General features: G+C 69.2%; 27 protein-coding genes and 4 pseudogenes. 15 read left to right on the top strand and 16 right to left on the bottom strand.

The annotated features are described in order from the left end of the window. Positions 1-78 precede the first annotated feature (78 nt). The 12 genes and pseudogenes from L1066_RS11455 to L1066_RS28560 all read left to right on the top strand — a co-directional run. Positions 79-651, top strand: coding sequence for an FAS1-like dehydratase domain-containing protein (locus L1066_RS11455; protein WP_235736446.1), 573 nt, complete (start codon positions 79-81; stop codon positions 649-651). Next, complete coding sequence (locus L1066_RS11450) at positions 648-1,067, top strand: Zn-ribbon domain-containing OB-fold protein (protein ID WP_235736445.1); 420 nt, start codon at positions 648-650, stop codon at positions 1,065-1,067. The genes L1066_RS11455 and L1066_RS11450 overlap by 4 nt, the downstream gene beginning before the upstream one ends. Then, the gene (locus tag L1066_RS11445; protein ID WP_235736444.1) at positions 1,064-1,480 is read left to right on the top strand and encodes a hotdog family protein; all 417 of its coding nucleotides are present in this window, start codon (positions 1,064-1,066) and stop codon (positions 1,478-1,480) included. The genes L1066_RS11450 and L1066_RS11445 overlap by 4 nt, the downstream gene beginning before the upstream one ends. Beyond that, on the top strand, positions 1,477-2,679 hold the full coding sequence (locus L1066_RS11440) for a lipid-transfer protein (RefSeq protein WP_235736443.1): 1,203 nt from the start codon (positions 1,477-1,479) through the stop codon (positions 2,677-2,679). Before L1066_RS11445 ends, L1066_RS11440 begins: the two co-directional genes overlap by 4 nt. A gap of 21 nt (positions 2,680-2,700) precedes the next feature. Continuing rightward, the gene (locus L1066_RS11435) at positions 2,701-3,939 is read left to right on the top strand and encodes a DegT/DnrJ/EryC1/StrS family aminotransferase (protein WP_235736442.1); all 1,239 of its coding nucleotides are present in this window, start codon (positions 2,701-2,703) and stop codon (positions 3,937-3,939) included. Further along, a pseudogene (locus L1066_RS27670) lies at positions 3,939-4,757 on the top strand (SDR family NAD(P)-dependent oxidoreductase); the annotation flags it as partial. The gene L1066_RS11435 and the pseudogene L1066_RS27670, both read left to right, overlap by 1 nt. Beyond that, a complete protein-coding gene (locus tag L1066_RS11420) occupies positions 4,733-5,911 on the top strand; it encodes a steroid 3-ketoacyl-CoA thiolase (RefSeq protein WP_235736440.1) in 1,179 nt (392 codons plus the stop codon). The pseudogene L1066_RS27670 and the gene L1066_RS11420, both read left to right, overlap by 25 nt. 38 nt (positions 5,912-5,949) lie before the next feature. Next, positions 5,950-7,131, top strand: a complete 1,182-nt coding sequence (locus L1066_RS11415; protein ID WP_235736439.1) for an acyl-CoA dehydrogenase family protein — start codon at positions 5,950-5,952, stop codon at positions 7,129-7,131. Positions 7,132-7,212: 81 nt separating this feature from the next. Further along, a complete protein-coding gene (locus L1066_RS11410; protein ID WP_235736438.1) occupies positions 7,213-8,355 on the top strand; it encodes an acyl-CoA dehydrogenase family protein in 1,143 nt (380 codons plus the stop codon). Positions 8,356-8,522: 167 nt separating this feature from the next. Then, positions 8,523-10,709 carry an acyl-CoA dehydrogenase family protein gene (locus L1066_RS11405; protein ID WP_235736437.1) on the top strand — a complete coding sequence of 729 codons (2,187 nt, stop codon included), beginning with the start codon at positions 8,523-8,525 and terminating at the stop codon, positions 10,707-10,709. Positions 10,710-10,722: 13 nt separating this feature from the next. Continuing rightward, on the top strand, positions 10,723-11,052 hold the full coding sequence (locus L1066_RS11400) for an enoyl-CoA hydratase-related protein (RefSeq protein ID WP_235736436.1): 330 nt from the start codon (positions 10,723-10,725) through the stop codon (positions 11,050-11,052). After that, a pseudogene (locus L1066_RS28560) lies at positions 10,998-11,279 on the top strand (enoyl-CoA hydratase/isomerase family protein); the annotation flags it as partial. The gene L1066_RS11400 and the pseudogene L1066_RS28560, both read left to right, overlap by 55 nt. 305 nt (positions 11,280-11,584) lie before the next feature. On the opposite strand, the pseudogene L1066_RS28555 reads toward L1066_RS28560, so the two are convergent. The 8 genes and pseudogenes from L1066_RS28555 to L1066_RS11365 all read right to left on the bottom strand — a co-directional run. Beyond that, positions 11,585-12,253, bottom strand: a pseudogene (locus L1066_RS28555) (enoyl-CoA hydratase/isomerase family protein); the annotation flags it as partial. 80 nt (positions 12,254-12,333) lie between these two features. Next, a complete protein-coding gene (locus L1066_RS11390; protein ID WP_235736434.1) occupies positions 12,334-12,735 on the bottom strand; it encodes a VOC family protein in 402 nt (133 codons plus the stop codon). 23 nt (positions 12,736-12,758) lie between these two features. Beyond that, complete coding sequence (locus tag L1066_RS11385; protein WP_235736433.1) at positions 12,759-13,769, bottom strand: TIGR03617 family F420-dependent LLM class oxidoreductase; 1,011 nt, start codon at positions 13,767-13,769, stop codon at positions 12,759-12,761. Positions 13,770-13,805: 36 nt separating this feature from the next. After that, positions 13,806-14,294 carry a nuclear transport factor 2 family protein gene (locus L1066_RS11380; RefSeq protein WP_235736432.1) on the bottom strand — a complete coding sequence of 163 codons (489 nt, stop codon included), beginning with the start codon at positions 14,292-14,294 and terminating at the stop codon, positions 13,806-13,808. Then, a complete protein-coding gene (locus L1066_RS26655) occupies positions 14,291-14,512 on the bottom strand; it encodes an SDR family oxidoreductase (RefSeq protein ID WP_283095375.1) in 222 nt (73 codons plus the stop codon). The genes L1066_RS11380 and L1066_RS26655 overlap by 4 nt, the downstream gene beginning before the upstream one ends. 65 nt (positions 14,513-14,577) lie before the next feature. Continuing rightward, positions 14,578-15,093 (bottom strand): annotated as a pseudogene (locus L1066_RS28550) (SDR family NAD(P)-dependent oxidoreductase); the annotation flags it as partial. Further along, positions 15,090-15,593 (bottom strand): nuclear transport factor 2 family protein, encoded by a 504-nt coding sequence (locus tag L1066_RS11370; protein WP_235736431.1) that lies wholly within the window; start codon positions 15,591-15,593, stop codon positions 15,090-15,092. The pseudogene L1066_RS28550 and the gene L1066_RS11370, both read right to left, overlap by 4 nt. A gap of 7 nt (positions 15,594-15,600) precedes the next feature. Further along, positions 15,601-16,485, bottom strand: a complete 885-nt coding sequence (locus L1066_RS11365) for an LLM class F420-dependent oxidoreductase (RefSeq protein ID WP_235736430.1) — start codon at positions 16,483-16,485, stop codon at positions 15,601-15,603. Positions 16,486-16,681: 196 nt separating this feature from the next. Here L1066_RS11365 and L1066_RS11360 point away from each other — a divergent pair, with 196 nt between their 5' ends. Then, on the top strand, positions 16,682-17,506 hold the full coding sequence (locus L1066_RS11360; protein ID WP_235736429.1) for an SDR family NAD(P)-dependent oxidoreductase: 825 nt from the start codon (positions 16,682-16,684) through the stop codon (positions 17,504-17,506). Here the strand turns inward: L1066_RS11360 and L1066_RS11355 are convergent. The 3 genes from L1066_RS11355 to L1066_RS11345 all read right to left on the bottom strand — a co-directional run bounded on the left by L1066_RS11355 (position 17,493) and on the right by L1066_RS11345 (position 21,218). Further along, complete coding sequence (locus L1066_RS11355) at positions 17,493-18,341, bottom strand: IclR family transcriptional regulator (RefSeq protein WP_235736428.1); 849 nt, start codon at positions 18,339-18,341, stop codon at positions 17,493-17,495. The two genes, L1066_RS11360 and L1066_RS11355, sit on opposite strands and share 14 nt — an antisense overlap. Positions 18,342-18,468: 127 nt before the next feature. Further along, entirely contained in the window at positions 18,469-20,067 is a 1,599-nt protein-coding gene (locus L1066_RS11350; RefSeq protein ID WP_235736427.1) for an ABC transporter substrate-binding protein, read from the bottom strand. Between the two features lie 89 nt (positions 20,068-20,156). After that, a complete protein-coding gene (locus L1066_RS11345; RefSeq protein WP_235736426.1) occupies positions 20,157-21,218 on the bottom strand; it encodes a hypothetical protein in 1,062 nt (353 codons plus the stop codon). Between the two features lie 172 nt (positions 21,219-21,390). Between L1066_RS11345 and L1066_RS11340 the strand changes: the two genes are divergently transcribed. After that, entirely contained in the window at positions 21,391-21,999 is a 609-nt protein-coding gene (locus tag L1066_RS11340) for a TetR family transcriptional regulator (protein ID WP_235736425.1), read from the top strand. Here the strand turns inward: L1066_RS11340 and L1066_RS11335 are convergent, their stop codons facing one another. From L1066_RS11335 to L1066_RS11315, 5 genes are read right to left on the bottom strand one after another with little or no spacing between them, the layout of a single operon-like run. Beyond that, positions 22,000-22,773 carry an enoyl-CoA hydratase/isomerase family protein gene (locus L1066_RS11335; RefSeq protein WP_235736424.1) on the bottom strand — a complete coding sequence of 258 codons (774 nt, stop codon included), beginning with the start codon at positions 22,771-22,773 and terminating at the stop codon, positions 22,000-22,002. Continuing rightward, the gene (locus L1066_RS11330) at positions 22,770-23,174 is read right to left on the bottom strand and encodes a VOC family protein (RefSeq protein WP_235736423.1); all 405 of its coding nucleotides are present in this window, start codon (positions 23,172-23,174) and stop codon (positions 22,770-22,772) included. Before L1066_RS11330 ends, L1066_RS11335 begins: the two co-directional genes overlap by 4 nt. Further along, entirely contained in the window at positions 23,171-23,596 is a 426-nt protein-coding gene (locus tag L1066_RS25960) for an AMP-binding enzyme (RefSeq protein WP_235736422.1), read from the bottom strand. The genes L1066_RS11330 and L1066_RS25960 overlap by 4 nt, the downstream gene beginning before the upstream one ends. Beyond that, a complete protein-coding gene (locus tag L1066_RS11320; protein ID WP_235736421.1) occupies positions 23,494-24,624 on the bottom strand; it encodes an AMP-binding protein in 1,131 nt (376 codons plus the stop codon). Before L1066_RS11320 ends, L1066_RS25960 begins: the two co-directional genes overlap by 103 nt. After that, on the bottom strand, positions 24,621-25,385 hold the full coding sequence (locus L1066_RS11315) for an SDR family NAD(P)-dependent oxidoreductase (protein ID WP_235736420.1): 765 nt from the start codon (positions 25,383-25,385) through the stop codon (positions 24,621-24,623). The genes L1066_RS11320 and L1066_RS11315 overlap by 4 nt, the downstream gene beginning before the upstream one ends. A 187-nt stretch (positions 25,386-25,572) precedes the next feature. On the opposite strand from L1066_RS11315, the gene L1066_RS11310 reads away from it, so the two are divergent. Next, complete coding sequence (locus tag L1066_RS11310; RefSeq protein WP_235736419.1) at positions 25,573-26,703, top strand: steroid 3-ketoacyl-CoA thiolase; 1,131 nt, start codon at positions 25,573-25,575, stop codon at positions 26,701-26,703. Positions 26,704-26,742: the final 39 nt, after the last annotated feature.

Below are 26,742 nucleotides of genomic sequence, written 5' to 3'. Positions count from 1 at the left end.
GGGAGCCGGCGATTGCTCTGGCAAGCTTCGGCCCTATCTTAGGCACCAAGCGCTTGCTCAACTCGAGAGGAGATGCCGGTGAGTGGTCCAGAGACGGACGCCCTGCACGCCGTGCTCAACGAATTCGTCGGTCAACAGGCCGAGCCCGACCGCGTCTCCCGCTATGCGGTCAACGAAGCGATGATCCGCAACTGGGTCGAGGCCCATGAGGACGAGAACCCCGTGTACGTCGACGCCTCCGTGGCGGCCGACACCGGACGCGACTCGATCATCTGCCCGCCCGCGATGGCCTCGACCTGGGTGATGTCCGGGCTGAAGCGCTACCGCGAGGTGCAGCAGCTGCGGGCCGAGGGCGTCCAGGAGGACTTCGCCTACTCGAAGCTCTTGGCGGTGCTCGACGAGCACGGTTACACGTCGGTGGTGGCGACGGACCTGGAGCAGACCTATCTCCAGGAGATCGTGCCCGGTGACCGGATCCGCTGTGAGTTCACGATCGAGTCGGTCTCGGACTTCAAGCAGACCGGCCTCGGCCACGGCTGCTGGATCACCCTGCTCAAGCACTACCGCAACCAGCACGACGACCTGCTGATCGAGGAGCGCTTCAAGTTGCTGCGCTTCGACCCGACGCGAAAGAAGGAGGCGGTCTCATGACCGGCGTACCCCACCTCATCCGCACCCACGACAACGTCTTCTTCTTCGACGCGGCAGCGGAGGGCCGGCTGGAGTTCCAGCGCTGCACCGACTGCAACGCGCTGCGTCACCCGCCCGGCCCGGCCTGCCCGGAGTGCCGCTCCTTCGAGTGGGACACGGTCGTGTCGACCCGACTCGGCACCCTCCACTCCTGGACCGTGCTGCACCATCCCAAGGACGACGCCTTCGACTACCCGCTCGGGGTGGCGCTCGTCGACCTCGAGGAGGGCACCCGCTTCGTCGCGGACATGAGCGGCTTCGACCTCGACGCGCTCGAGATCGGCATGGAGGTGGAGATCGGCTTCGGCGAGCACGCCCACGGCGAGATCCTGCCCCGCGTCTTCCCGCGGGGCGAAGCGGAAGGGGTGGGCAAGTGAGCTTCCCTGCCTTCGAGGTCGGCACCAAGCTGCCGGACCTGGCCATCCCGCTCGACCGCACCACCATCGTGGCCACGGCGATCGCCTCCCAGGACTTCGAGGACGTGCACCACGACCCGGGCAAGGCCCAGGGCCGCGGCACCCCCGACATCTTCATGAGCATCAACTCCACCAACGGCTTCATCGACCGCTACGTCACCGACTGGACCGGTCCGACCGGTCGGATCCGCAAGGTCTCGCTGCGCCTGGGCGTGCCCAACTTCCCCGGCGACACCATGACGATGACCGGCGAGGTCGTCGACATCGAGGGCGACGCGGCCGTGATCAAGGTCGTGGGCCGCAACTCCAAGGGGCCGCACGTGACCGCGCAGGTCGTCGTGGCGCCGTACGTCAAGGAAGAGGTATCCGCATGAGCAGCTCCGCCTCGGCCCGACCTTCCGGTTTCGCCGGCAAGGCAGCCATCGCCGGCATCGGCGCCACCGAGTTCTCGAAGGACTCCGGTCGCAGTGAGTGGCAGCTCGCCTGCGAATCGGTGCTGCTCGCCCTCGAGGACGCGCAGATCGGCGTCGAGGAGGTCGACGGCTTCGCGCTCTTCACGATGGAGACCAACCCGGAGATCGCCGTCGCGCGTGCACTCGGCATCCCGGAGCTCAAGTTCTTCAGCCGGATCCCGCACGGCGGCGGAGGTGCCTGCGCCCCCGTCCAGCAGGCAGCGATGGCCGTGGCCACCGGTGTCGCCGACGTGGTCGTGGTCTACCGCGCCTTCAACGAGCGCTCCGGCCACCGCTTCGGCGCCGGGCCGCCGCCGTTCGCCTACGTGCAGAACACCGACCAGGAGTACCGCAACTGGATCAACCCCTACGGGCTGATGACGCCGGCGCAGCAGGAAGCCTTCCTGGCCCGCCGCTACATGCACGAGTACGGCGCCACGTCCGAGGACTTCGGCCGGATCAGCGTGCTCTCGCGCAAGCACGCGGCCAACAACCCCAAGGCCTGGTTCCACGGCCGCCCGATCACCCTGGAGGACCACCAGAACTCCCGGCTGATCGCCGACCCGCTCCGGCTGCTCGACTGCTGCCAGGAGAGTGACGGCGGTCAAGCCCTCGTCATCGTCAGCGCCGAGCGCGCCCGCGACCTGCCGCACCCGCCGGCCATCATCCAGGGGGCCGCGCAGGGCGTCGGCCCGCAGCAGATCTCGATGAGCTCCTACTACCGCGACGACATCGACAAGATGCCCGAGGTGGAGCTGGTCGCCAAGCAGCTGTGGAGCCAGTCCGGCATCGGCCCCGACGAGATCGACGCTGCGATCCTCTACGACGCCTTCACCCCGATGGTGCTGCTGCAGCTGGAGGAGTACGGCTTCTGCGGTCGCGGTGAGGCACCTGCCTTCATCCGCGACGGCAACCTCGAGCTCGACGGACGGCTGCCGATCAACACCCACGGTGGCCAGCTCGGCGAGGGCTACATCCACGGCGTCAACGGCATCGCCGAAGGCGTCCGGCTGATCCGGGGCACCTCGGTCAACCAGCCCACCAAGAACCTCGACCACGTCCTGGTCACCGGCGGCTCACCCGTGCCGCACTCCGCCATCGTCCTCGGCACCGACCGCTGACCCGCCCCTGAGGAGCCCAGCATGACCACCACCCCCGACATCCACACCGAGCGCATCACCTACGCCCGCGCCACCCACGGCCAGGCCGAGATCGACGCCGTGCTCGAGGTGCTGAACCGCGGCCACCAGGGCTTGCGCATCGGCCCCTCCGTCTTCGAGCTGGAGCGCCGCGTTCCCGAGCTCTCGGGCAAGAAGTACGGCGTGATGTGCAACTCCGGCTCGTCCGGCCTCTACCTGGCCATCGAGCTGCTCAACCTGCCCAAGGGCAGCGAGGTCATCACCTCGCCGCTCACCTTCTCCACCGACGTCGCGCCGATCGTGCGCGCCGGTCTGGTGCCGGTCTTCGTCGACGTGCGTCCCAACACGTTCCAGATCGACGAGGACAAGATCGAGGCCATGGTCACCGAGCGGACCAAGGCGATCCTCGTGCCCAACCTGGCCGGCAACTGTCCCGACTGGGACAAGATCCGCGAGGTCGCGGATCGCCACGGGCTGAAGGTCATCGAGGACACCTGCGACGCCCTCGGGCCCACCCTCCACGGAACCCCCACGGGCGCCCGCGCCGACCTCTCCGTCACCAGCTTCTCGATGGCCCACATCATCACCTGCGCCGGCACCGGCGGCATGGTGATGATGGACGACGTCGAGACCCGAGACCGGGCGCTGCTGCTGCGTCGCTGGGGTCGTCGCTCCGAGCCGAACCTCTTCGGCTCCGCTGCCGAGAACGGTGGCGGCCGCGTCTTCCGCGAGGACCTCGACGGAGTCGACTACGACAACGACTTCATCTTCGACGAGCTCTCCTGGAACTTCGAGCCGCAGGAGCTCGGCGCGGCGTACGGCGTCGTGCAGCTCAACAAGCTGGGCGACAACTACAAGATCCGCAAGGCGACGTGGCAGGCCTACACCGAGGCCTACGGTCGTTTCCCGCAGTTCTTCACCACTCCGGTGGAGACCGAAGGCCTCGACACGGCATGGCTCTGCTACCCGGTGATGGTCAACGCCGACGCCCCCTTCAGCCGCAGTGACCTGCAGGAGCATCTCGACCAGTGCGGCATCGACTCGCGCACCGTCTGGAGCGGCAACATCGTCCGCCACCCGATGATGGCCGGGATCGAGCACCGGGTCCCCGAGGACGGCCTGCCCGAGGCGGATGCGGTCTTCGAGCGCGGCATGACGCTGGGCATGAGCCACGGACTGCCGCCGGAGCACGTGCAGCGGATCGCCGACGCGATCGCGTCGATCGCCGAGAAGCACCTCTGATGACGGGCTCCCGGTTCGCCGGGCGCCGGGCGATCGTCTCCGGCGCCAGCCGCGGCATCGGCGCGGCGATCGTCGAGCGGCTGGCCGCGGAGGGTGCCCACGTCGTGGCGGTCGCCCGCACCTGGGACCGCCACGACCATCTCGACGGCCACCTCAAACAGGTCGTGGAGAGTGCCAGCAAGCACGGTGGCACGGTCGAGCCGCTCCTGGTCGACCTCGCCTCGCCGGAGTCCCGGGACGGACTCGTCGACCGTGCCGCCGAGCTGCTGGGCGGCCCGATCGACATCCTGGTCAACAACGCCGCCGCTGCGATGTACCAGCCACTGGTCGACTATCCGGCCAAGCGCCGCAACCTCACCTTCGAGGTCAACGTGCACGCGCCGTTCGAGCTTGCCCAGCAGGCACTGCCGGCCATGCTCGAGAGGGGGAGGGTGGATCGTCAACCTCTCCAGTGGCACCGCGCGGGTGCGGCCCGGCCCGCCGTTCGAGCTGCCGCCTCCCGGCACCCACATGGCCGTGTACGGCGCCTCGAAGGCCGCGCTCAACCGGCTCACCAATGGCCTGGGCGCGGAGCTGCACGGGACCGGGGTGCGGGTCAACACCGTCCAACCTCGCTTCGGTGTCCTCACCGAGGGAGCCGCCCAGCTGGTGGGCGACAAGTACGACTCCAGCGTCTTCGAGACGATGGAGCAGATGGTCGAGAGCGTGTTGGTGCTCTGCGACTGCGAACCCGACCTGACCGGTGGGGTCCGGGTCAGCCTGGACCTGCTGGAGGAGCGGAGCATCACCGCCCGTGGCCTCGACGGAGAGCCAAGCCCTGAAGGAGCAACCCGATGAACCAACCCGTGATCGTCGACCTGGTGCGCACCCCTTCGGGAAGCGCGAGGGCTGGGTCTCCGGTCTTCACGCCACTGAGCTGCTCGGTCACGTCCAGCGTGGGGTGCTGGGGCGCAACGAAGTCGACCCGACCGCCGTCGACCAGGTGATCGGTGGTTGCGTCACGCCGGTCGGCGAACAGTTCGGCAACATCACCCGGACCTCCTGGATGCACGCCGGGCTGCCCGCCGAAGCAGGCTGCACCACCATCGACGCACAGTGCGGGACCTCCTCACAGGCGGTCCAGCTGATGCTCGGCCAGATCGCGGTCGGTGCCGTCGACGCCGGCGTCGCCTGCGGCGTCGAGGTGATGAGTCGGGTGCCGCTGGCCTACAAGGTCGGCACCGGTCTGGGTACGCCACGGCCGGCCGACTGGTCACTCGACACTCCCGACCAGTACACCGCCGCCGACCGGATCGCCGTCCGTCGCGGCTTCACACGTGTTGACCTCGACGCCTTCGGGATGCGTTCGCAGCAACGGGCTCGCGCCGCTTGGGACGCTGGCAACTTCGACCGCCAAGTGCTCCCTGTCGAGGTCCCCGGCGAGGACGGTCCCACCACCGTCAGCCGGGACCAGGGCCTGCGCGACACGACGATGGAGGGCTTGGCTCGGCTCAAGCCGGTCAAGGAGGGTGGCCTGCACACCGCCGGCACCTCCTCGCAGGTCTCCGACGGCGCCAGCGCCGCACTGCTCACATCGACAGCGCGTGCCGCCGAACTCGGCCTGACGCCTCGGGCCCGCGTGCTCGGCCAGGCCGTCGTCGGTGGTGACGTCGAGTTCATGCTGGACAACCCGATCCTCGCCGCGCGCCGGGTGCTCGACCGGGCCGGCGTGAGCATTGCCGACGTCGACGTCTTCGAGGTCAACGAGGCCTTCGCCTCCGTGCCGATGTCGTTCGCCCGGGTCCTGGACGTCGATGAGGATCGCCTCAACATCAACGGCGGTGCCATCGCCCTCGGCCACCCGGCCGGGGCCACCGGCATCCGGCTGCTGGCCACGGCGATCGAGGAGCTCGAGCGCCGCGACGCCTCCTTGGCACTCGTCGCGATCTGCGCGTCTGCCGCCACCACCTGTGTCTTGTTGGAACGAGTCTGAGCCAGCGGCACCGCCGCCGGCCCGCGAAAGGACGCCCCATGCATCCGGAACTCTCCGCCGCCTCGCGCCAACTGCGCCGCGAGCTGCGCGACTACTTCGCCGAGATCATCAATGACGAGGACCGCCGGGCCCTCGTCGACCAGACCGAAGGCGGGCCGGTCTTCGACCGCATCTATCGCAAGATGGGCGCCGACGGCTGGCTCGGGCTCGGCTGGCCCGTGGAGTACGGCGGCCGTGGCGAGGACCCCGAAGCCCTCTACGTCTTCTATGACGAGGCGCTGAGGGCCGGTGCACCGCTGTCGCTGGTCACCCTCAACACGGTGGCGCCCAGCCTGATGGCGCACGGCACGCAGGCGCAGAAGGACTTCTTCCTGCCGAGGATCCTCTCCGGGGAGCTGGTCTTCGCGATCGGCTACACCGAGCCGTCCGCCGGCACCGACCTCGCGTCGCTGCAGACCCGGGCCGTCGTCGACGGGGAGGATCTCGTCATCAACGGCAACAAGATCTTCACCAGCGCCGGCGTCTTCGCCGACTGGATCTGGCTCGCGGTCCGCACCGACCCGGACGCCCCGCGCCACCAGGGCATCTCGGTGGTGCTGGTGCCGACCGAGACGCCGGGCTTCTCGGTCACCGAGATCCACACCGTCGGGGGCATCAGCACCTCGGCCACCTACTACGAGGACGTGCGGGTCCCGCAGACCAACCTCGTGGGGGAGATCAACAAGGGCTGGGGCCTGATCACCAACCAGCTCAACCACGAGCGGGTCGCCCTGGCGGCTCGCAACGGCATCGCCAACGAGCTCCTCGACGAGACCATCGCGTGGGCACGCACCCAGCCCGTCGGCAGCGGCACGCTGTACGACGTGCCGTGGGTCAGGAGCACGCTGGCCGAGGTCTATGCGCTGCTCAGCGCGGCCGACCTGATCAGTCTGCGCCTGGTCTCCGACGTCGCCGCCAACACCCTCGGCGGTGGTGACTCCGCAGCCGCCAAGATCTTCGGCACCGAAGCGGTCGTCACGACCTACGGCCGTCTCCAGGACGTGCTCGGGGCCTACGGCCTCATGCGACCGGGCTCGGCCGACGCCGCCATCGAGGGCCGGGTGGAGACCTTGGCCCGTCGCGCGCAGAACAACACGTTCGGAGGCGGCACCAACGAGGTGATGCGCGAGATCGTGGCGGGCAAGACGCTCGGCATGGCGCTCTCCTCCCGCCGCCGTTGACCCGCGAACCTTCACTCAGAAGCCGCGAACCTTCACTCAGAAGGCGCGAACCCTCACTTTCTCCAGTACTCAAGGATTCCCATGTCTGACTCCCAGATGAGCTTCACGCTCCCCGAGGACCACGTGGCACTGGCCGCGTTGGCCGAGGAGATCTTCACCGACCAGGCGACCACCGAACGTGTCGTCGAGGTCGAACGCGCGGAAGGCGGCTTCGACCGCCGACTGTGGAAGTTGCTCGCCGACTCCGGGCTGCTCGCTGCCTGCCTGCCCGAGTCCGCGGGCGGCGGCGACATGGGTGCCCTCGGCCTCGTCGCGATCGCAGAGCAGCAGGGCCGCCGGGTCGCGCCGGTGCCCTTCTGGTCCGTCGTCGCAGCGGGTGCGCTGCCCATTGCGCAGTTCGGCTCCGCAGCGCTCAAGGACCGGCTGCTGGAGCGGGTGCTCACCGGCGATGCCCTCGTCACCGGCGCCTTCGACGGCCTTGCCGGAGACATCGGCGTGACCGGAGTGCTCGAAGGTGGCGATCTCGTCGTCGACGGCGCTGCCGTCGGCGTCCCAGCCGCTGCCGAATCAGAGGCCGTCGTGGTTCCGGTCCGACTGCCGGACGGCGCCTCCCGCGTTGCCGTCATCTCCACCGGGGCCGATGGCGTCAGCCTCTCCGCGACCGCTGCCACCGCGCAAGGGAGCACTGCCACCGTGCACTTCGCCGGTGTCCGGGTCACGGCGGAGGACGTGCTCGACGGTGGCGGGGCCGACGTCGCGTCGTGGATCCTGCAGCGAGCCCGACTCACCCTGTGCGGTGTGCAGCTCGGTACCTGTGCCGAGGGCCTCGCCACGACGGCGGCGTACGTCTCCCAGCGTGAGCAGTTCGGCCGCCCGATCTCCACCAACCAGGCCGTCGCGGTGCGCGCCGCCGACGCCCACCTGGACACGGAGGCCATTCGTCTCACCACCCAGCGCGCGGCATGGTTGCTCGACACCGGTCGTGAGCAGGAGGCGGAGTCGGCGATCCTGGTGGCGAAGTTCTGGGCATCGCGCGGCGGACTGCGCGTCGTGCACGCCACCCAGCACCTGCACGGGGGCATCGGAGCCGACATCGACTACCCCATCCACCGCTACTTCCTGTGGGGTCGTCAGGCTGCGTTCAGCCTGGGCGGGTCGGACCAGCTCGCCGCAGAGCTCGGCGCGGTGCTGGAGAGCGCGCCGCGCATCGGTGCCCCGGCCTGACGCCCGCCGGGCGCCGGTCCCACTCAGCAACACCGTCCTCCTGCCCGATCGAGGTGGGTTGGATCATCGAGGGGCCCAGCGGCGCCGTCCGCTGGCCCTGAAGCCTTCGGTGTCGCCCTCGTCGGCCGGCACCTGACAACAGAACGAGTCCGAGGACACCGAACACCATGCCCATCGCTCTTGACGAAGACCTCCGCGCTCTCGCCGACTCCGTGGCCGGCCTGGCCGGGCGGCACGCCTCCACCGAGGACACCCGAGGCCGGCTCGCGGACCTGGCGGCCGGGGCGCTTCCTGCCGTGTGGCAGGTGCTCGTCGACAACGGACTCCACGCGTTGCACCTCCCCGAGGCGGCCGGCGGCGCGGGCGTGGGGTTGCCGGAACTCGCGGTCGTGGCGGAGCAGTCCGGCAAGCGGCTGCTGCCCGGGCCCTGGCTGCCGACGGTGACCGCGAGCGCCGTACTTGCTCGGCTCGCACCCGAGCACGAACTGCTCGAGTCCTTCGCGGAAGGCGCGACCGGTGCCTTGGTGCGTGGCGGTCTGACCGCTGAGCCCGTAGGCGACGGCTGGCGGTTGAGCGGCACGTCGGCCCCCGCGCTGGGTCTCGTCGGCGCCGACCATGCCGTCGTCGGGGCAGGCACTGCGACGGGTGGTACTCGTTGGTTCGTGCTCTCCGGAGACGAACTCAGCGGTCGGGTCGAGGGTGCCGACGCCGTCGACCTCAGTCGCTCCATCGGGCGCCTCGACGCCGAAGGGCTGACCGGCGTCGCTCTCCCGGTCGCCGGCGACGTGGCCGCCGACCTGGTCGTCAACGCGCTGTACGGCGCCGAGGCAGCCGGCGTCTCGGCCTGGGCCCTCGAGACGGCTGTCGACTATGCCAAGACCCGCGTGCAGTTCGGTCAGGCGATCGGATCCTTCCAGGCGATCCAGCACAAGGCTGCGTTGATGCTGGTGCGCGCCGAGGTCTCTTCCGCCTCCGCGTGGGACGCCGCCCGCGCCGACCAGGATGCGGCGCCGCAGCAGGAACTCGCAGCCGCCCAGGCGGCGATCAACGCGGTGCACCCAGCGATCGAGACCTGTCTCGACCTGGTCAGCCTGTTGGGCGGCATCGGCTTCACCTGGGAGCACGACGCCCACCTCTACCATCGCCGTGCGATCTCACTGGCCGCGCTCGTTGGCACCGCGGGCGGCTGGTCGCAGCGCCTGGGCACTCGCGCGATCGATGTGCGTCGCGACTTCTCCTTCCTCGACCCGTCGGCGCTGCCCGAGCTGCGCGCGGAGATCGGTCCGGTGCTCGACAAGGTCGCCGCCCTCACCGGCGAGATCGCCGATCGCAGCTGGACCCGGATCCAGCCGGGGCCCATCGCTGACCTGCTCACCGAGGCGCGACTGGTCTCCCCGCACTACCCGGCGCCGTACGGCCGCGACGCGACCGTCGAGGAGCAGGCGGTCATCGCCGACGAGTTCCACCAGCGTGACCTGCTCCAGCCCAGCACCATCATCGGCGAGTGGGTGCTTCCCACCCTTCTCGTGCATGGCAGCAAGGAGCAGCAGGAGCGCTTCATCGGCCCCTCGCTCGCCGGTGAGATCGTGTGGTGCCAGCTCTTCAGCGAGCCCGGTGCGGGTTCCGACCTCGCCTCACTCAGCACCAAGGCCACCAAGGTGGAGGGAGGCTGGCTGCTCAACGGCCAGAAGGTCTGGAACTCCGGCGCCCACGAGTCCCACTGGGGTGTCTGCCTGGCCCGTTCCGATGCCTCGGTGCCCAAGCACAAGGGCATTTCCTACTTCCTCATCGACATGAGCTCCGAGGGCGTCGACGTACGTCCGCTCAAGCAGTCGACGGGTCGATCGGAGTTCAACGAGGTCTTCCTCGACAACGTCTTCGTCCCCGACGACTGCCTCGTCGGGGAGCGGGAGCAGGGCTGGCGCCTGGCCGTCACCACGCTCGGCAACGAGCGGCTCAGCATGGGCGCCCGGCTCACCCACGGCAGTGCCGAGCGCTTCCTGGACGTGCTCGGTGAGGCGCCCACCGGTGTCGATCGTGACGAGGTGCTGCGTGCCTTCGGACGCTCGACGGCGCGCGAGATCGCCCTCTCCGCACTCAACCTGCGCAGCATCCTCGCGCGCCTCTCGGGCCTTGAGCTCGGGCCGGAGATCAGCGTGCAGAAGGTCTTCAACACCCTGGCGCAGAAGGAAGGCTCCTTCGACCTGCTCCATGTGCTGGGCCCTTCGGGTGCGACCACCGACGGTGGCCACGCGATCGACCACATCGGGCTGCCGGCCATCCTCTTCGGTGGCGGGACGACCGAGATCCAGCTCAACGTCATCGCTCAGCGCGTTCTCGGCCTGCCCCGCTGATCGTGGGTGCCTGATGGGATGGCAGACCCTCCGGTTGGCGGTGGACGACGGGATCGCCATCCTCACCCTCGACCGTCCCGCCCGCCGCAACGCGTTCGGCGACGGGATGGGACGTGAGTTGGCCGAGGCCTACGCCCGTTGTGACGCCGACGACGACATCCGGGTGGTGGTGCTCACCGGTGCGCCTCCTGCTTTCTGCGCCGGAGCCGATCTCGAGGGCGGCGAGGAGACGTTCGTCGGCACCGAGGAGGGTTCAGCGCCGCCGGCGTACGGCTCCCGGCGTTTCGGGTGCGCAAACCCGTCCTGGCCGCAGTCAATGGTCATGCCATCGGCATCGGCCTGACCCTCGCGCTGCAGGCCGACGTGCGCATCATGGCCGCGGACGCGAAGTACGGCGTCGTGCAGGCGAAGCTGGGCCTGCTCGGGGATGCCTACGTGCACTGGGTGCTGCCCCGCCTGGTGGGTGTCTCCCGCGCCGCGGAGATCCTGTTCACCGGTCGCCTCTTCGACGGTCGCCGGGCCGAGGCCTGGGGCCTGTGCAGCCAGGCACTTCCAGCGGACGACGTGCTGCCGGCAACCCTGGCCCTGGCACGGGAGATGCTTGCGGCCGGGCCCTCTCGCTCGCGGCGAGCAAGGAGACCCTGTGGGCGTCGCTGGCAGGCGATGCCGACGAGGTCGAGCGGTTGGAGACGCACTGGCACGAGGTGCTCATGGCTCACGACGACGTACGCGAAGGCATGCGTGCGGCCCTCGAGAAACGCCCCGCACACTGGACGGGCCGGATCAGCGACCTCCCTGACCAGGTCAGGACCAGCGGGGGAGCGGCGCTCGAGGAAGGCGCGGGAGCCCTCCTGCGCGTCCGCGCTGGCGAGTACGTCGGCAATCGCCTCGTCGGCCCGGTGCCAGGCTTCCTCGATCGGCAGGTCGCTCGCCTCACGCAGCATCCGCCGGGTGAGGCGCACGGCATGGGGACTGTTGCCGGCGATCACCTCGGCCAGCTGCATCGCGCGTGACAGCACCTCGGTGCCCGGGACCACGTGGTTGACCAGCCCGAGCTCGTGGGCACGTGCGGCGGTGATGGCCTCGCCGGTCAGGGCCAGCTCGAACGCGACCGCGCGAGGAATGCGCAGCGGAAGGAGCGTGCCGCCGCCCCCGGCCACGAGACCACGCGAGACTTCGGGGAGGCCGAAGCGCGCATGGTCGGCGGCGACGGCCAGGTCGCAGGCCAGCATCAGCTCGAAGCCACCGGCAACCGCGGCGCCGTTGATCGCGGCGATCAACGGCTTGCTGCTGCCCTCGACGATCAGGCGCTTGTAGCCTGCCGTCTCAGGACGATCAGGCGGGGGCGGGGTGGTCTCGACAGGCTCGACCGCCGGGGGCGGGGTGGTCTCGACAGGCTCGACCGCCGGGGATGGGTCACCGGCCACCCGGTTGAGATCCATCCCCGCGCAGAACGCGCGGTCACCGGTGCCGGTCAGCACGATGACTCGCACGGCGGGGTCGGCCTCGTGGTGCTCGACGGCGTGCACGATGCCGTCGATCATCGTGGCATTCAGCGCATTGCGCTTCTCGGGTCGGTCCAGGGTGATCACCCCGACCGCGCCGACCCGCTCGGAACGGACCGTCACGCGACGGGCTCCAGGAACTCCACCCAGTTGCCGTCCGGGTCCTCGACGATGCCGAGGCGCATGCTCGGTCCCATCGCCACCGGCTCGACGACCACAGGGCGGCCGGCTTCGCGGCAGGACTCCACGGTGGCGTCGAGGTCGCTGATGGTGAACGTGAAGTAGCGCATGCCGGGGACACCGGCACTGATTCCGCCGGGGAGCGCGGATCCCGTGGCTGGCTTCTTCGGGGAGACCAGCTTGAGCTGGCTCTCGCCGACGGCCAACAGCACCATCTGGCCGCCCGGCGACGGCAGTTCTGCGATCACGTCGAGACCGAGCAGGTCGCGATAGAAGGCCAGCGAGGTGTCCATGTCAGTGACCGTGACGCCGAGGTCGAGGGCGGGCTTGATGATCTCCATGGGACTCCTTCGGACAGGGGCGGTCAGGCAGCGTGGACGGCGGTCACCAGTTCGGTGACGAGCTCGTTGGAGGGTGGTCCACCGGTGAAGTAGGCACAGACCCGATCACTGATGCCGTCGAAGCGCTCCGTGATCCGGGCAGCACACTCCTCGGGGGTGCCGCGCACCGCGATGGCGTCGAGCAGGTCGTCACCGATCTCGGCCGTCATCTCATCGACCTTGCCCTCGCGCATCAACGTCTGCAGGTGGGGCTGCAGGTCGGCGATTCCCTCCACCTCCAGCACCGGGCGATAGGCAGGAGTCGAGGCATAGAAGGCCACCAACGACCGGGCGCCGGCGACGGCGCTCGCGAGCTCCTCGTCGGTGCGACCGACGGCCGTGATCACCTCGGGGAGCAGGGCCACCTCGTCGGCGGAACGACTCGCCCGCTCCAGGCCTTCGCGCAGCGCGGGAAGCGTCCGCTCCTCGATGTGTCGGCGGGTGTTGAAGGGCATCACCAACAATCCGTCGGAGACCTCGCCCGCGGTCCTGGTCATGACCGGACCGAGGGCACCCATCATCACCGGGGGCGGACCGTAGGGGAGCGGATCCGGGCAGAAGGTGGGCGGCATGAGGTCGTGCCGGGTGAACTCCCCGTGGAAGTTCGGTGTGCGGCCCTCGTCCCACGCCGCGAGGATCTCCCGGGTCGCGGCCACGATCTCCCGCATTCGTTTGGCCGGCTGCGACCAAGGACTGCCGTAGCGTCGTTCGATGTGGGTCTTCACCTGCGAGCCCAGACCCAACGTGAACCGACCGCCCGACAGGGCGTGCAGGTCGTGCGCGAGATGGGCAAGGTGCAGGGGACTGCGAGGCAGCGCCACTGCGATGTTGGTCATGATCGGCAACGAGGTGGCCTGGGCGGCCAGGGCCAGGGGTAGGAAGACGTCATGCTGCCCTTCGAACGTGAAGAGTCCGTCGGCACCGGTTCCAGCCAGTTCGACGGCACGGCGCGCCGCATCCACGGGTGCGGCGTCAAGACGTAGATCGATGCGCATGGCCACCTCAGCGATCGGTAGGGATTCGGGCTTGCGTCACAGCACCTGGGCGCGCAGGTTGTCGATCGGGTCCGTGCCGTCGCGACGGGCGAGCGTGCCCTTGGCCGCCGACAGGCTGTCGCCGTCCCGGCGTACCCACTCCCGCACGGCCCAACGTTCGACGATCCCCCAGCGCCCGTCGCGCCGCTCGAGGTGGTCGACATAGCGGACGCCGGTGGTGAAGTTGCCCTTCGGAGAGTCTTCGGGGCCGCCCCAGTGGGTCGCATGGGCATAGGTCTCGGCCACGGCGTGGTCGCCGTTCACCTCGGAGAGGTGGTTGCCGATCATGTGATGGGTGCCGCCCGACTTCGAGGTGAGCAGCGGGCGCAGCCACTCGACGTACTCCTCCACGGGGCCGTCGAAACCGGTGTGGTGGTCGACGGCGCCCGGGTGGTAGCAGCTGCGCACCAGGTCGAGGTCGATGCGGTCGATGCCACGGCAGTAGCGCAGCACCAGGTCGTGGATCTCGCGGCGGTCGTCGCTCATGGCTGGTCCGGCATGTTGGTCCAGCCCTTGCCGTCCACCCGGCTGTACCAGCCGGAGGCAGCCAGGGTGCCGCCGTCGACCGGCACGGTGTGCCCGGTGACGAAGCGCGCCTCCTCGGAGGCGAGGAAGGAGACGACCGACGCGTAGTCGGGGACCTCGCCGTAGTGACCCAACGGGATCCAGTGCTTGACCAGCTCCGGATCGCGGCCGCGCAACATCGCGTCGCGCGAGGTCTGGGGGTGTCGGCCAGGTCGGGAGCGATCGCGTTGACCCGGATGCCGTAGCGACCGACCTCGACCGCGAGGCTCTTGGTGAAGGCCGAGACGCCCGCGTTGTAGGCCGAGTAGGCCACGTGCCCGGGGATGCCGCGGAAGGCCTCGACCGTGGAGATGTTCACGATGGCACCCGAGTTCTGCTCCACCATCGTCGGCAGCAGCGCGTGGGTCACCTTCAACACGTGCAGCAGGTTGACCTCGTAGAGGCGCTGCCACTGCTCCGGCTTGCTGTGCAGGAACGTCTTGGACGCCGGCCGGAAGTCGCCCACGTTGTTGACGAGTACGTCGATCCGACCGTGCCGCTCGACAGCGGCGGCGAGCGCGGCCACCGTCTCGTCGGCGGAGACGTCGCCGACGATGACCTCGACCTCACCACCGGCGGACCGGATCTCGCCGGCGGTTGCCGCTGCTGCCTCGGCATCGATGTCGACGAGCAGCACGAGGTCTCCGTCGGCTGCGAAGCGGCGACTGATCGCACCGCCGATGCCGAGGGCACCTCCGGTGACGACGCTGACCCTGCTCATGCGGTTTCCTCCTGCGGGTCGACCGTGGGGCCGACCGATCGTGGATTGCTGGTGCGGATCGAGACGATCCGGAGCTCGCGACGGGCGAAACGCCAGCCGTCGTCGGTGCGCCGGTAACGGTCGCGATAGACGAGTTGCCAGGTGAGGTCGCGGTGCTTGTCCTCGCCAGCGCTGAGGTGGTGCGCGGTGCAGGTGACCCGACCGGTGAACTCGTCGGGACCTTCCGGGGCGGGGTCCTCGACCGGATCGATCACGACCCCGTGCACCGCATGGAAGGTCGCGGTGAAGAAGGCGAGCCCGGCCATGAGCTCGCGCACCGCGTCGCGGCCCTCATGGAGCACGGTCGGGCCCAGTGCCGTCGGCGGGTCCGGAGCGATCAGCACCGCATCCTCGGTGAAGAGGTCGGCCACCGCGTCGAAGCGTCGGTCGTCGACAGCACCCGCATAGCGGTCGACCAGCTCCCTGATCGCCGCGCGGTCGGCCGCCCGGTCGTTGCTCAAAGCGGCCTCAGCTGCCCAGGCCGAGACGCCCCGCGCACGCGGAGAGCTCGTCCTTGGCCTGCTGCAGGTCGGCGGTGGGGGTCATCGCGAGCACGATGCGGTCGGCACCTTGGGAGGCCAGCTTCTCGGCACGCCCCTGGTCGATCTTGGCGACCAGGTGGCCCAAGGAGAGCTCGAGCGCGTCGCCGTCGCGACCGGCCTCGTCGGCCGTCCTGCGCATCAGGTCGACGATCTCGGTGAGCTGCTCGCCCATGACGCCCAGCGGCTGCAGGCCGTCGCCGTAGCGACCGGCACGGCGGGCCGCGGCCTTCGAGTGGCCACCGATGTGGAGCGGCACCCCTCCGGGCTGCACGGGCTTGGGGTAGGACATCGCGTTGTTGAACGTGAAGAACTCGCCGTCGAAGTCGGCGCCCTCCGGCGCGGTGTCGGCCCACAGGGCACGCAAGACCTGGAGCTGCTCGTCGGCGCGGCGGCCACGAGTGGCGAAGTCGACGCCGGAGGCCTCGATCTCCTCCTTCATCCAGCCCATGCCGGCGCAGACGCGCAGCCGGCCGCCGGAGAGGACGTCGATGGAGGCAAGACGCTTCGCGAGCACGACGGGGTGGTGGTTGGGGAGCACCAGCACGCCCGTGGCGAGACCGAGGGTCGTCGTCTTGGCGGCCAGGAACGCCATCAGGTCGAGCGGGTCCGGGATGAGCTGGTCGTCGGCGAGCTCCATCTTGCCGGAGGCGTCGTAGGGGTATTCGCTCGAATACTTGCTGACCACGACAGCGTGCTCGACGGCGACGATGGACTCGAAGCCGCAGGCCTCGACGTGCTGCGCGAACTCGGTCATCCAGACCGGGTCGGAGGTGACGTTCGCGGCGACTGGGGCGATGACGGCGTACTTCATGCTGGCGACCCTAGAGAGGCACTCTCCTGATGCCCGTCGGGCTCCCGTTGGCCGGAACACCTGGTCTGCGGCCGGGTTTCGTCCAATGAGAACTCGCCTCGGGGCCGATCGTCTCCGTCCTAGCGTCGGCCCGACCGCCTGCTGCGTGAGGGCGCGACGTCCCGGCCGTTCGTGGTCGGCCACCGAAGGAGAGCAGATGAGTTACCAGTTGACCGGACTCGAGGGCCGGGTCGCGATCGTGACCGGCGCTGGCCGGATGCGTTCGATCGGGCGGGCGGCGGCCGTGGAGTTCGCGAAGGCTGGCTGTGACGTGGTCGTCACCGGCACCGGGCGCTCCGCGACGCGCTATCCCGAGGACGAGAAGGCGGCTGGGTGGCGCGACATCGAGTCCGTCGCCGACGAGATCCGCGGACTCGGGCGCCGAGCACTGACCGTCGTCACCGACATCTCGGACGAGCGAGCAGTGGAGGACCTCTTCGATCTCGCCGAGCGGGAGCTCGGCACCGTGGACATCCTGGTCAACAATGCTGCCGCCAGTCGCGGTGAGGACCGGGTGCCCGTGGTCGACCTCGCGGCCGAGACGTTCGACACCGTGATGGGGGTCAACCTGCGTGGCACCTTCTTGATGACTCGCAGCTTCGCGCGACGGCTCATCGGCCACGAGCAGGGTGGCGCAATCATCAACATCTCCTCCGTGGGCGGCAAGCTCGGCGGGCCGGGAACGGCGGCGTACTCCGCGTCGAAGGCGGGCGTGCAGTCGCTCACCTCGTCGAGTGCGAAGGAGCTCGGGCGCCAGGGGATTCGGGTCAACGCGCTCTGTCCGGGCGTGACCGCCACCAGCCGACTCGACGACTGGAGCCAGGACCGCTGGGCGACGTACGTCGACGCGAACATCCCTCTCGGACGCGTCGGCGATCCCACCGAGGTCGCGCACGCGGCGGTGTTCCTGGCCAGCGACCAGGCCGCGTGGGTGACCGGTCAGTGTTGGAACATCGACGGCGGCCAGCTCACCATCCGCTGACCAGCACGCCTCGGCGACGCGCCGACGGTGACGGCCGATCGGGCGGCGTCCAGTCGGGGAAGAGCAAGCGAGCCGCCTGCCTTCCCGCTCTCGTCACCATCGGTGCGATCCGATCGAGTGGAAGCTGGTTCCTGCCCGCCAGGGAGATGGCGCCGGCCACACCGTCAGGTCCCATGATCGGCGCCGCGATCGCAGTGATCCCCATCGCGCACTGGTCGGCCGAGTCGATGGCGACGCCTTGCTGATTGCGGATCATGCTCAGTTGGCGGTGCAGCGCAACCAGGTCCGGCTGCCGCTGGCGGTAGCTGTTCACCGAGATCAGGTCGTCCACCTGCTCTGGCGGGAGCTGGGCCATGAGAGCCTTGCCACACACCGTGCGGTCGGCAGGAATGCGGCCCCCGACCCGGCTGGGAACACTGCCGACGGCCGCTCCTCCGATCTTGTCCAAGTAGTGCACCCGAGCGCCCTCGAGTACGCCGAGATGTGCGACGGCTCCCGTCGCTGCATGCAACTCGTTCAGGACGACGGTCGTGGCGGCGCGCAGGTCCTCGTGGACGTCGTGTCGGCGGGCCCCCAGGACGTGCGCTCGCGTGCTCAGGCGAAATCCACGCGGACCGTGTTCGAGCCAGCTGAGCTGGGTCAGTTGGCTGAGGATCCTGAACGTCGTCGACCGGGGCAGTCCGGAGAGCGCGGTGACGTCCTCCAGGAGCACGTGTTCCTCCCCGAGCATGAAGACGTCGAGGATCTGGGTGACGCGCTCGACCACACCGGCGCGGGTCGGTCGGGAACTGCCGCACCGGTCGTCGAACTCGTGGTCAGCGGACAGGGCGGTCATGGGATGGGCCTCCAGGTCGACCGGGGCCGGGTGGGCCTCGGTGGGGGATCGTCTGTTGCGGTCACCGCCGGATGGCGCCATCCCCCAGGGGATGACGCCATCGCGAGCTCGGGTGCGGTGCGGGCCATCAGCCCTTCCAAGCGTGGCCGTAGAAGACCATCGAGTTGGCGGTGCCCACCACGCCGCGGACCGATTCGTTCCAGACGACGGTCTCGGCGTACGGACCGAAGACCAGGAACGGAACCTCGTCGTTCATCAGCTGCTGGACTCGATCCATGACCTCCTTCTGGTCGTCGTAGGAGGGGGCGGCCTGGAACTCCTCGAGCAGGGCGTCCATCTCAGGACTGGTGTGTGAGCCGTAGAGCTGGGTTCCGGTGCTGTGCATGATCGCGAACATCTTGGGGATCGGATCCGCTTCGCGGAAGGTGTGTCCCCACGACGCTGCGTCGTAGTCCTGGTTCACCGCGACCTTGTTGATCAACTCCGCCACCGTGCGGGTCAGGTCGATCTGGACGTCGAGACCGATCGACTCCCACAGCGCCTTGAGCCCGAGCGCGATCGCCCGCGACGCCGGGTCAGAGCCGTCGACGTAGTGGATCTTGCCGTCGAAGCCGTCGGCCTTCGCCGCTTCGACGAGCTCCTTCGCCGCCTTCGGGTCGAACGACAGGCCCTGCGTCTCGCCGTGCCAGCGTGAGTAGTCACCGAAGAGCGTCGAGCTGCCACTGTCCGGGACGCCGAAGGCGCGATCGGCGAGCATCTGGGGATCGACGGCGAGCTGGAGCGCCTTCCGGATCCTGACGTCCGCCCCCGGTCGCCCCTCGCTCGCGTTGATCAGGGCGCTGTTCTGTGCGGCAGTCACGTTGACGTAGGCATGGGGATCGCCCTTCAGCACTTCTGCGACCTGGTCGGGTTCGCGCATGAACACCACGTCGATCTCATCGTTCTGGAACGACTCGAGCGCCGTGAGGGCATTGGTCAGGTAGACGAACTTGACCGACTCCAGTGGCTGCTCGCCGTCCCAGTAGCCGGCGCGGGCATTGAGGGTGAGCGATTCCTGTGCCTTCCAGTCGCCCAAGGTGAACGGACCGGCGCCGATGGGCTGGAACTGCTCGCCCTCGCCGGACTTGGGTCCGACGACCATGCCGGGACCGGTGGTGAGAATGCCGGGGAACTGGGCCCACGGCTTCTTGAGGGTGTAGACCACCGTGAGGTCGTCCGGTGTCGAGATGTCGCTGACGTTCTGCTTCCACAGCGCCGCCTCAGGACCGGAGAGGTTCACGTAGCGTTCTTGGCTGGCCTTGACGGCAGCGGCATCCAGTGGCGTGCCGTCGGAGAAGGTCACGCCCTCGCGAAGGGTCAGGGTCCAGGTGATGTTGTCGTCACTGCTGATGCCTTCGGCCATGCCCGGCACGAAGGAGGAGTCGGTGGCGTCGTACCTGAGCAGGGTGTCGTAGATGTTGAGCATCTCCGATCCTCCCGTGGTCAACGCCGCGATGGTCACCGCGGGATCGAGGGAACGTGGCTCGGCGAACGACGCCATGGAGAGGGTGCCGCCCTTGACGACGTCCCCGGGCGCGTCCGTGCCGACGTATCCCTCCTGGACGGTGCTCAGGTCCACTCCCTCGCGGCCGGAGCCGCTGCCTGACGTCGCGGACGAGCAGCCGGCGACCAACAGCGTGCCCAGCGCCGCCGCCGTCCACGCGCGGAGCTTGTTGCTTCGAAACATGTGACCTCTCCTGTGCTGCCTCGGTGGTGTTTCCTGGTGCTGATGCGGCCGAGCTGGCTCGCGCTCGTCGGCCCGGGCTGCGCCGGACCTCACGCTGGGACCTTGTCGACGGGCGCTTCTTCCGGATAGGACGTGGGCGCCACGGCATAGGTCGCCGAAAGTGCCTTGACGAACCCTTGGTCGGTCAAGGGGTCACTGGGCTCGGTGAACTTGACGCCTCGCCTGCGCAGGTCGTGGACGAGGATCTCGAAGACCATGTCGAGATCGAGGTCGTCGGTGTGGTCGTAGTAGCGCGAGACCTCGTCGAGGTCAGAGAAGACCCGGGCCCCGTAGTGGAAGAGGAAGCGCATGTTCTCCGAAGGGTGCCGCGCGATGACCTCGTCACCGTTGCGGATCACCCAGTGGTCGGGCCCCTCGGCAGCCACGACGCTCTCCAGGCAGAACTGCGCCGGGTTGTCCCTCTCGGCGACCGGGCCGCTCGCCTCGCCGCGATGGAACATCCGCGGGTTGTGCACGACCACGGCATCGTTCCAGAAGGGGGCGGGGAACCGTCGAGGCGCACGCGCCGGACCATCGGGCCAGTAGGTGAAGCCGCCGTCCTCAGCGAGCCTGTAGAAGTAGGTGATCACCTGGCCGGTACGGACTTCCCATCGGTCGAACAACCCGGACTTGGCCATCACGGCACTGAGCCAGACCGGAACCTTCATCATGTCCATGCCGCGCCAGACCTGTGGGTCGAAGTGTCCCGCGTCGAGGCTGCGTGCCGGGGCTCGCACGTTGAAGAAGAACTGGGCAGGAAGCGCATACTTCGCGCCGAACATCTGCTTCACCTGGTTGAGCAGGCGCGAGCTGTAGAAGACGTCCTGGACCTCCTCGTGCAGAGCCACCGCCTGCTGGGCGAAGTAGCCGCGAAACGTGGGCGTGATGAGATCGCTGAGCCGGACCTCTGCCGGGTTCCTGCCGGCTCCGGCCACCGCGAGGAACTCCTCAGCGCTGGAGAAGGTCTGGGCCGCGATGGATCGCCACGGGCCCTCCCTCTCCAGCACTCCGAAGAGCCGGTTCAGCTCGTCGGGCGAATACATCTCGTGGATCAGTCGGGGCGGCGCGACCGGCGTGAACGCTCGTTGCGCGTGGTCGATATCCGTGGGCATGGGACCTCCTTCATGAACAAGAAACTGAAACGGGGTTCTCGTCAGTGGTGCACGTCACGCTAGGTCGCTGCCTGGTTGGCCAGCCTCCGAGTCTCACTGGACTGGAGCCCGATGTCAGAGCAGGGCAGGAGAAGGTGAAACACTGTTCTCGGTTCTTAGAGAGGAATGGCCCATGCGATCGCTTGCCGAACGACCGTTGGAGATCGAGGCGCTCTCCTCAACGCAGCGCAGTCGACACTCTGCTGTCACCGAGGCCGTGCTGGCCCTGCTCGACGAGTCAGCCTCGGCCGACATCCAGATGCGCGAGGTCTCGGCACGCTCGGGGGTGGCCCTGGCCACGGTCTACCGCTACTTCCCGACGAAGGAACAGCTCCTGGCGACCGCGATGGTCTCCTGGAACCTGCAGCTCGTCGGCCGCTTTCGCCAGATCCACGGTGTCGATCCTGCGGCGGGTCCTGCTGTGGAGCGTGCGCTGGTCCTGTGCCTCGCCAATCTCAGGGCCTACCGTCACCGGCCGCACCATGCGCGACTCGAGATCGAGTTGCACGCGTCTCGGGACGCCTACGTGATCGACACGCTCGAGAGACGGGCCGCAAGCAACCGCACCACCTTGTTCCAGACGATCCCGGAGGTCGCACCGGAGACGGCCCGGGTCGCGTCGCTCGCCATCGGCGGCACGCTCTTCACGGCGCTGGCGCTGTGGACGACTGGTCGGATCACCTTCGCGGCCGCGGAGGCCAACATCGAGGACGTCGTCCGACTGACCCTCGGCGGCGCCTGATCAGCTCCAGCAGGGGGCGCGGCGTTCCAGGAACGCGCTCGCCCCCTCCCGGGCGTCGTCGCTCGTCATGGCCTCGGCGACGGCTGCGTCGACCTGGCTCCATGCCTCGGTCGGCCGGAGTTCGGTGGACTCACGGAGCAGGCGACGAGTCAGGCGTACGGCGTTGGGACTGTTGGCAGCGACGGTGCGGGCCAGTCCCAATGCGTGCGGCAGCACGTCATCGGCCGGGACGACTTCGTTGACCAGACCCATGGCCCGTGCCCGAGTGGCGTCGAACAGTTGACCGGTGAGCGCGATCTCGAAGGCGAGCGCGCGCGGGACCCGGAGCGGCAGGAAGGTCCCACCAGCGCCGGCGACCAGCCCTCGCGAGACCTCGGGAAGGCCGAACAGTGCCCGGTCGGCGGCGACGACCAGGTCGCAGGCCAGCATCAGCTCGAAGCCTCCGGCCACGGCCGTGCCGTTGACCGCCGCGACCAACGGCTTGCTGCTGCCCTCGACGAGGAGCCGCCGGTAGACCTCGGCCTCGGGTCGGCGTGTCGTGGCTGCGGATGCGTCGGTGGGTGCGTCGGCGACACGATTCAGGTCCATGCCCGCGCAGAAGGCGCGGTCGCCGGTCGCCGTCAGCACCACTGCCCGTACGGCGGGATTCGCCTCGTGGCCCAACAGCGCACGAGCCAGGCCGTCGATCATCGCGGTGTTGAGTGCGTTGCGCTTCTCCGGACGGTCGAGCGTGATCAGCCCGATGGCTCCGTCCACGTGTGCCAGGACGCTCATGAGGTCGCCTCCGTGAACTCGATCCAGGTGCGGTCGGGGTCCTCCACGGCGGCGACCAGCAGGGCCGGTGCCATCCGGGTGGGTTCCATCCCGACGCGGTGTCCTGCGCTGCGACAGCGCTCGACGACGTCCGCGATGTCGGCGACCGAGAAGGTGACGTAGCGCATCCCCGCCGCCCGGGCTCGGACGCCGCCGGGGACCGGCAGGTGCTCCACGGTGCAGTCGCGTTGCACCAGCTTGAGGGTGCTGACACCGAGGTCCAGCAGCACCAGGCGTCCGACTGCTGGCACCTGCATGTCGCCGCGGACCGGTAGGCACAGCAGGTCCCGGTAGAACTCCAAGGACCGCTCGACGTCGGTGACCACGATTCCCACGTCCAGGCCGGGGCTGGCGAGCTTCATCGGTGCTCCTCATGAGAGGTGAGTCGGGCTTGGCGGACCGCTGAGCGACGCACCTTGCCTGCGTCATCGCGCAGGGGCGCACTCGAGTACTCGAACCTGCGGGGGATCTTGGGGCCGCTGAGCAGTGCGCGCAGGTGTGTGCGCAGTGACGAGTCGGGCTCGTGGTGCTGCCAGTGGTCATCCAACTCGACGACGGCGTGCACGTACTGGCCGAGGTCGTCGTCGGGAAGGCCGACCACGACCGCGCTCTGCACGTGCGGGTGGGCCTCCAGAGCGGCTTCGACCTCGGCCGGATACACGTTGACGCCACCCGAGACGATCAGATCGGTGCGACGGTCGACGAGGTGCACGTAGCCGGCTTCGTCGATGTAGGCGAGATCGCCGTAGCCGCGCCACGGCGAGTCGCTGTTCTCCTGACCCACGTAGGTGTGACCACCGGCGGTTCGGCTCCGGAAGACCAGTTCGCCGATCTCGAGCGGCGCAGCAGTCCCGCCCGCTGCGGACAGGACCCTGACGTCGTCGTCGGCGCGGCCGATGGCTCCGGGATGGTCGACTGCTTCCTGCCCGGTGATGCGCAGGCCCCCTGCTCCTCGGTACCGCCGTACCACTCCAGGACCCGTTCCGGACCGAGCCAGCTCATCCACTCCGACTTGAGCCAGCTGGGCCATGGTGCGCCGGTGCTGAACAGCAGGCGGAGACTGGAGAGATCCGCGCGGCTTCGGGCCTCCTCGCCTTGTCGCCAGATCCGGTGCGTCATGGTCGGCACCATGAATGTCCAGGAGATCGAGTGGCCGGCGACCAGGTCGAGGGCCTCCTGCGGGTCGAACCGCGGCATCAGGACCACGGAGGCTCCGGTGATCAGCCCGGCGGTGCTGAAGATGAAGGGGCCCTGGTGGTAGAGCGGGCCGGGCACCAGCACGACGTCGTCACCCCTGATCGTGTAGCGCTCTGCCGCCGGATCGGCAGATGCGGGGGTGCCGGCCAGGATCAGCTTCGGACGACCGGTGCTGCCGCCGGAGCCGATCAGCTTCCACGGTCGGTCTCCTGCGGGAGTGGGCAACGCAGGGAGGCCAGCGCGGTCGGAGCGCAGGGCCGACGGGGGAACCGTCGGCCACCCGGTCTCGGTGTCGCTGATCACCACCGCAGGGGCTGCCAGGTCGAGCAGAGCGTCGCGTTCCGCAGCAGGGAGTACCGAGGAGAGCGGCAGCGGTGTCGCGTCGATGCGCCACGCCGCGAAGGCGGCAATGAGGAAGTCGGGCCCGTTGGGCAACGCGATCGCGACGGTGCTCCCTGCGTGGGCGCCGACGTCCACGAGGTGGGCGGCAGCCAGCCCCACTGCGTCGGCGAACTCCCTCCGGGTCATGGAGTCCGGCCCGCACCGGACCGCGGGGCGGTCCGGTGCGGCCTGCGCGTGCAGCTGCGGGATGAGGCCGAGAGGCAGCGTGGTCATCGGCCGAAGATGGTGCCGCCGTTGAGGTGGATCACCTGGCCGTTGATCAGGCCGCCGTCGTCGGAGGCGAGCCAGACCACTGCGGTGCCCACTTCACGTGGATTGCCGAGCCTGCCCGTCGGGATCGCCCGCGCCATCTTCGCGATGCGTTCCTCGTTGCCCCGCGCCACGCCTTCCATCAGGCCCAGCGCCAGGGAGTTGGCAGTGATGCCCAACGGGCCGTACTCCACCGCCAGGTGACGGATCAGGCTCTCGCCGCCCGCCTTCGCCGCGCCGTACGCCGCCACCCCGATCGCGAGACCACGCGCGGAGGCGCCGGACGAGATCTGGATGATCCGACCCCGACCGCGCTCGACCTGACCGGGGAGAACGGTCTGGGTGAGGTGCATCAGCGCTTCGAGGTTGAGCGAGAGCTGCAGCTGCCAGTCCTCGGCAGGCATCTCGGCGAAGCGGTTGGGGCGGCCGCCGCCGGGTGGGACCCCAGCATTGTTGACGAACACGTCGATCTCGCGCCCGGCCAGTGTCGAGGTGACCAGTGCATGGTCGGTGACGTCGAAGGGGAGTGGCTCGGCCAGCAGGTCCCGCGCGACCAACGAGTCGGCGACGCGTCCGGCGCGCTCCGCGTCGAGATCGTTGACCAGCACCCTCGCGCCGGCCTCCGCGAGTCGCTCCGCGATGCCCCGGCCGACACCCTGTCCGGCGCCCGTGACCAGCGCGGTTCGCCCGGTCAGAACACTGGGGGAGAAGACCTGTTCCGTCATGGTTGCGCTCCTTGCTCGTCGTGGCCGTGCCGATGCTGCGCATTCGTGTCGCACACCGTTCGCCAGGTCTCGTCAGACGGAACCCGTCGACGTCCGAGGTTCGTTGACCGGGAGCGTGCCGCTGTCGCCCGTCCTGTCAGACCTACCGTGCCGATGCACACGCAAGCCAACCCAGGAGGAACCCCCGATGCCGAAGCCGGTGATCGTCGATGCAGCCCGTACTGCCTACGGAAAGCGTGGTGGCGCGCTCAGCGGGATCCACGCGGTCGAGTTGTTGGCCGGCGCGCAGCAGGCGATGCTCGAGCGGGTCGGTGTGGCTCCCGGGGACATCAGTGACGTGATCGCGGGTTGCGTCACCCAGGCCGGTGAGCAGTCCGGCAACATTGCCCGGTGGTCCTGGCTGCACGCGGGTTTCCCCGAGGAGACCGCCGTGACCACCATCGACGTGCAGTGCGGCTCGGCTCAGCAGGCCGTCCACCTGCTTGCCGCGCAGATCGCGGCCGGGGAGGTCACCAAGGGCCTGGCCTGCGGCGTCGAGGCAATGTCGCGCGTGCCGTTGCTCTCCAACCTCGGCGAGGTCGGTGTGCCCCGTCCGCCGAGCTGGACCGTCGACCTGCCTGCGCAGTTCGTCGGCTCGGACCGCATCGCAGAGCGGCGTGGCTTCACCCGTGAGGACCTCGATGCCTTCGGCCTGCGGTCCCAGCAGCGGGCCCGCGCTGCTTGGGATACCGGTCGCCTCGACAAGCAGATCCTCCCGGTCACGCTGCCCGACGGCACGGTCTTCAACCGTGACGAAGGGCTGCGCGAAACCAGCCTCGAGGCGCTGGCCGGGCTGAAGCCGATCCGCGAGGGTGGCCTGCACACCGCGGGTACCGCCTCCCAGATCTCCGACGGCGCCACGGCCGCCGTGCTCATGGACGAGGACGTCGCCCGCGCCGAGGGCTACCGGCCCCGCGCGCGCCTGGTCGCCCAGACGCTGGTCGGCGGCGAACCCCGCTACCTGCTCGACGGGCCGGTCCGTGCCGCCGAGCGGCTGCTCGCTCGCACCGGCATGAGCATGTCCGACATGGAGGTCGTCGAGGTCAACGAAGCCTTCGCGGCGGTGCCGATGTCGTTCGCCGAGGTCCACGGCGTCGACCCCGAGCGCCTCAACGTCAACGGCGGCGCCATTGCCATTGGTCACCCGGTCGGGTCCACCGGGATCCGGCTCATTGCCAACGTGATCGACGAGCTCGAGCGCCGCGATGCCCAGTTCGGCATGGTCGCGATCTGCACCGGTGGCGCCCAAGCGACCGGCGCGATCATCGAGAGGATCTGAGGTGGAGGGCCAACAGCTCACTGCGCTGCGTGAACTGGT

The sequence above is a fragment of the Nocardioides alcanivorans genome (assembly GCF_021555175.1).
GTDB classification, from domain to species: Bacteria; Actinomycetota; Actinomycetes; order Propionibacteriales; family Nocardioidaceae; genus Nocardioides; species Nocardioides alcanivorans.
The sequence above is the reverse complement of the archived record's forward strand: the minus strand, read 5'-3'. Positions and strand labels throughout refer to the sequence as shown.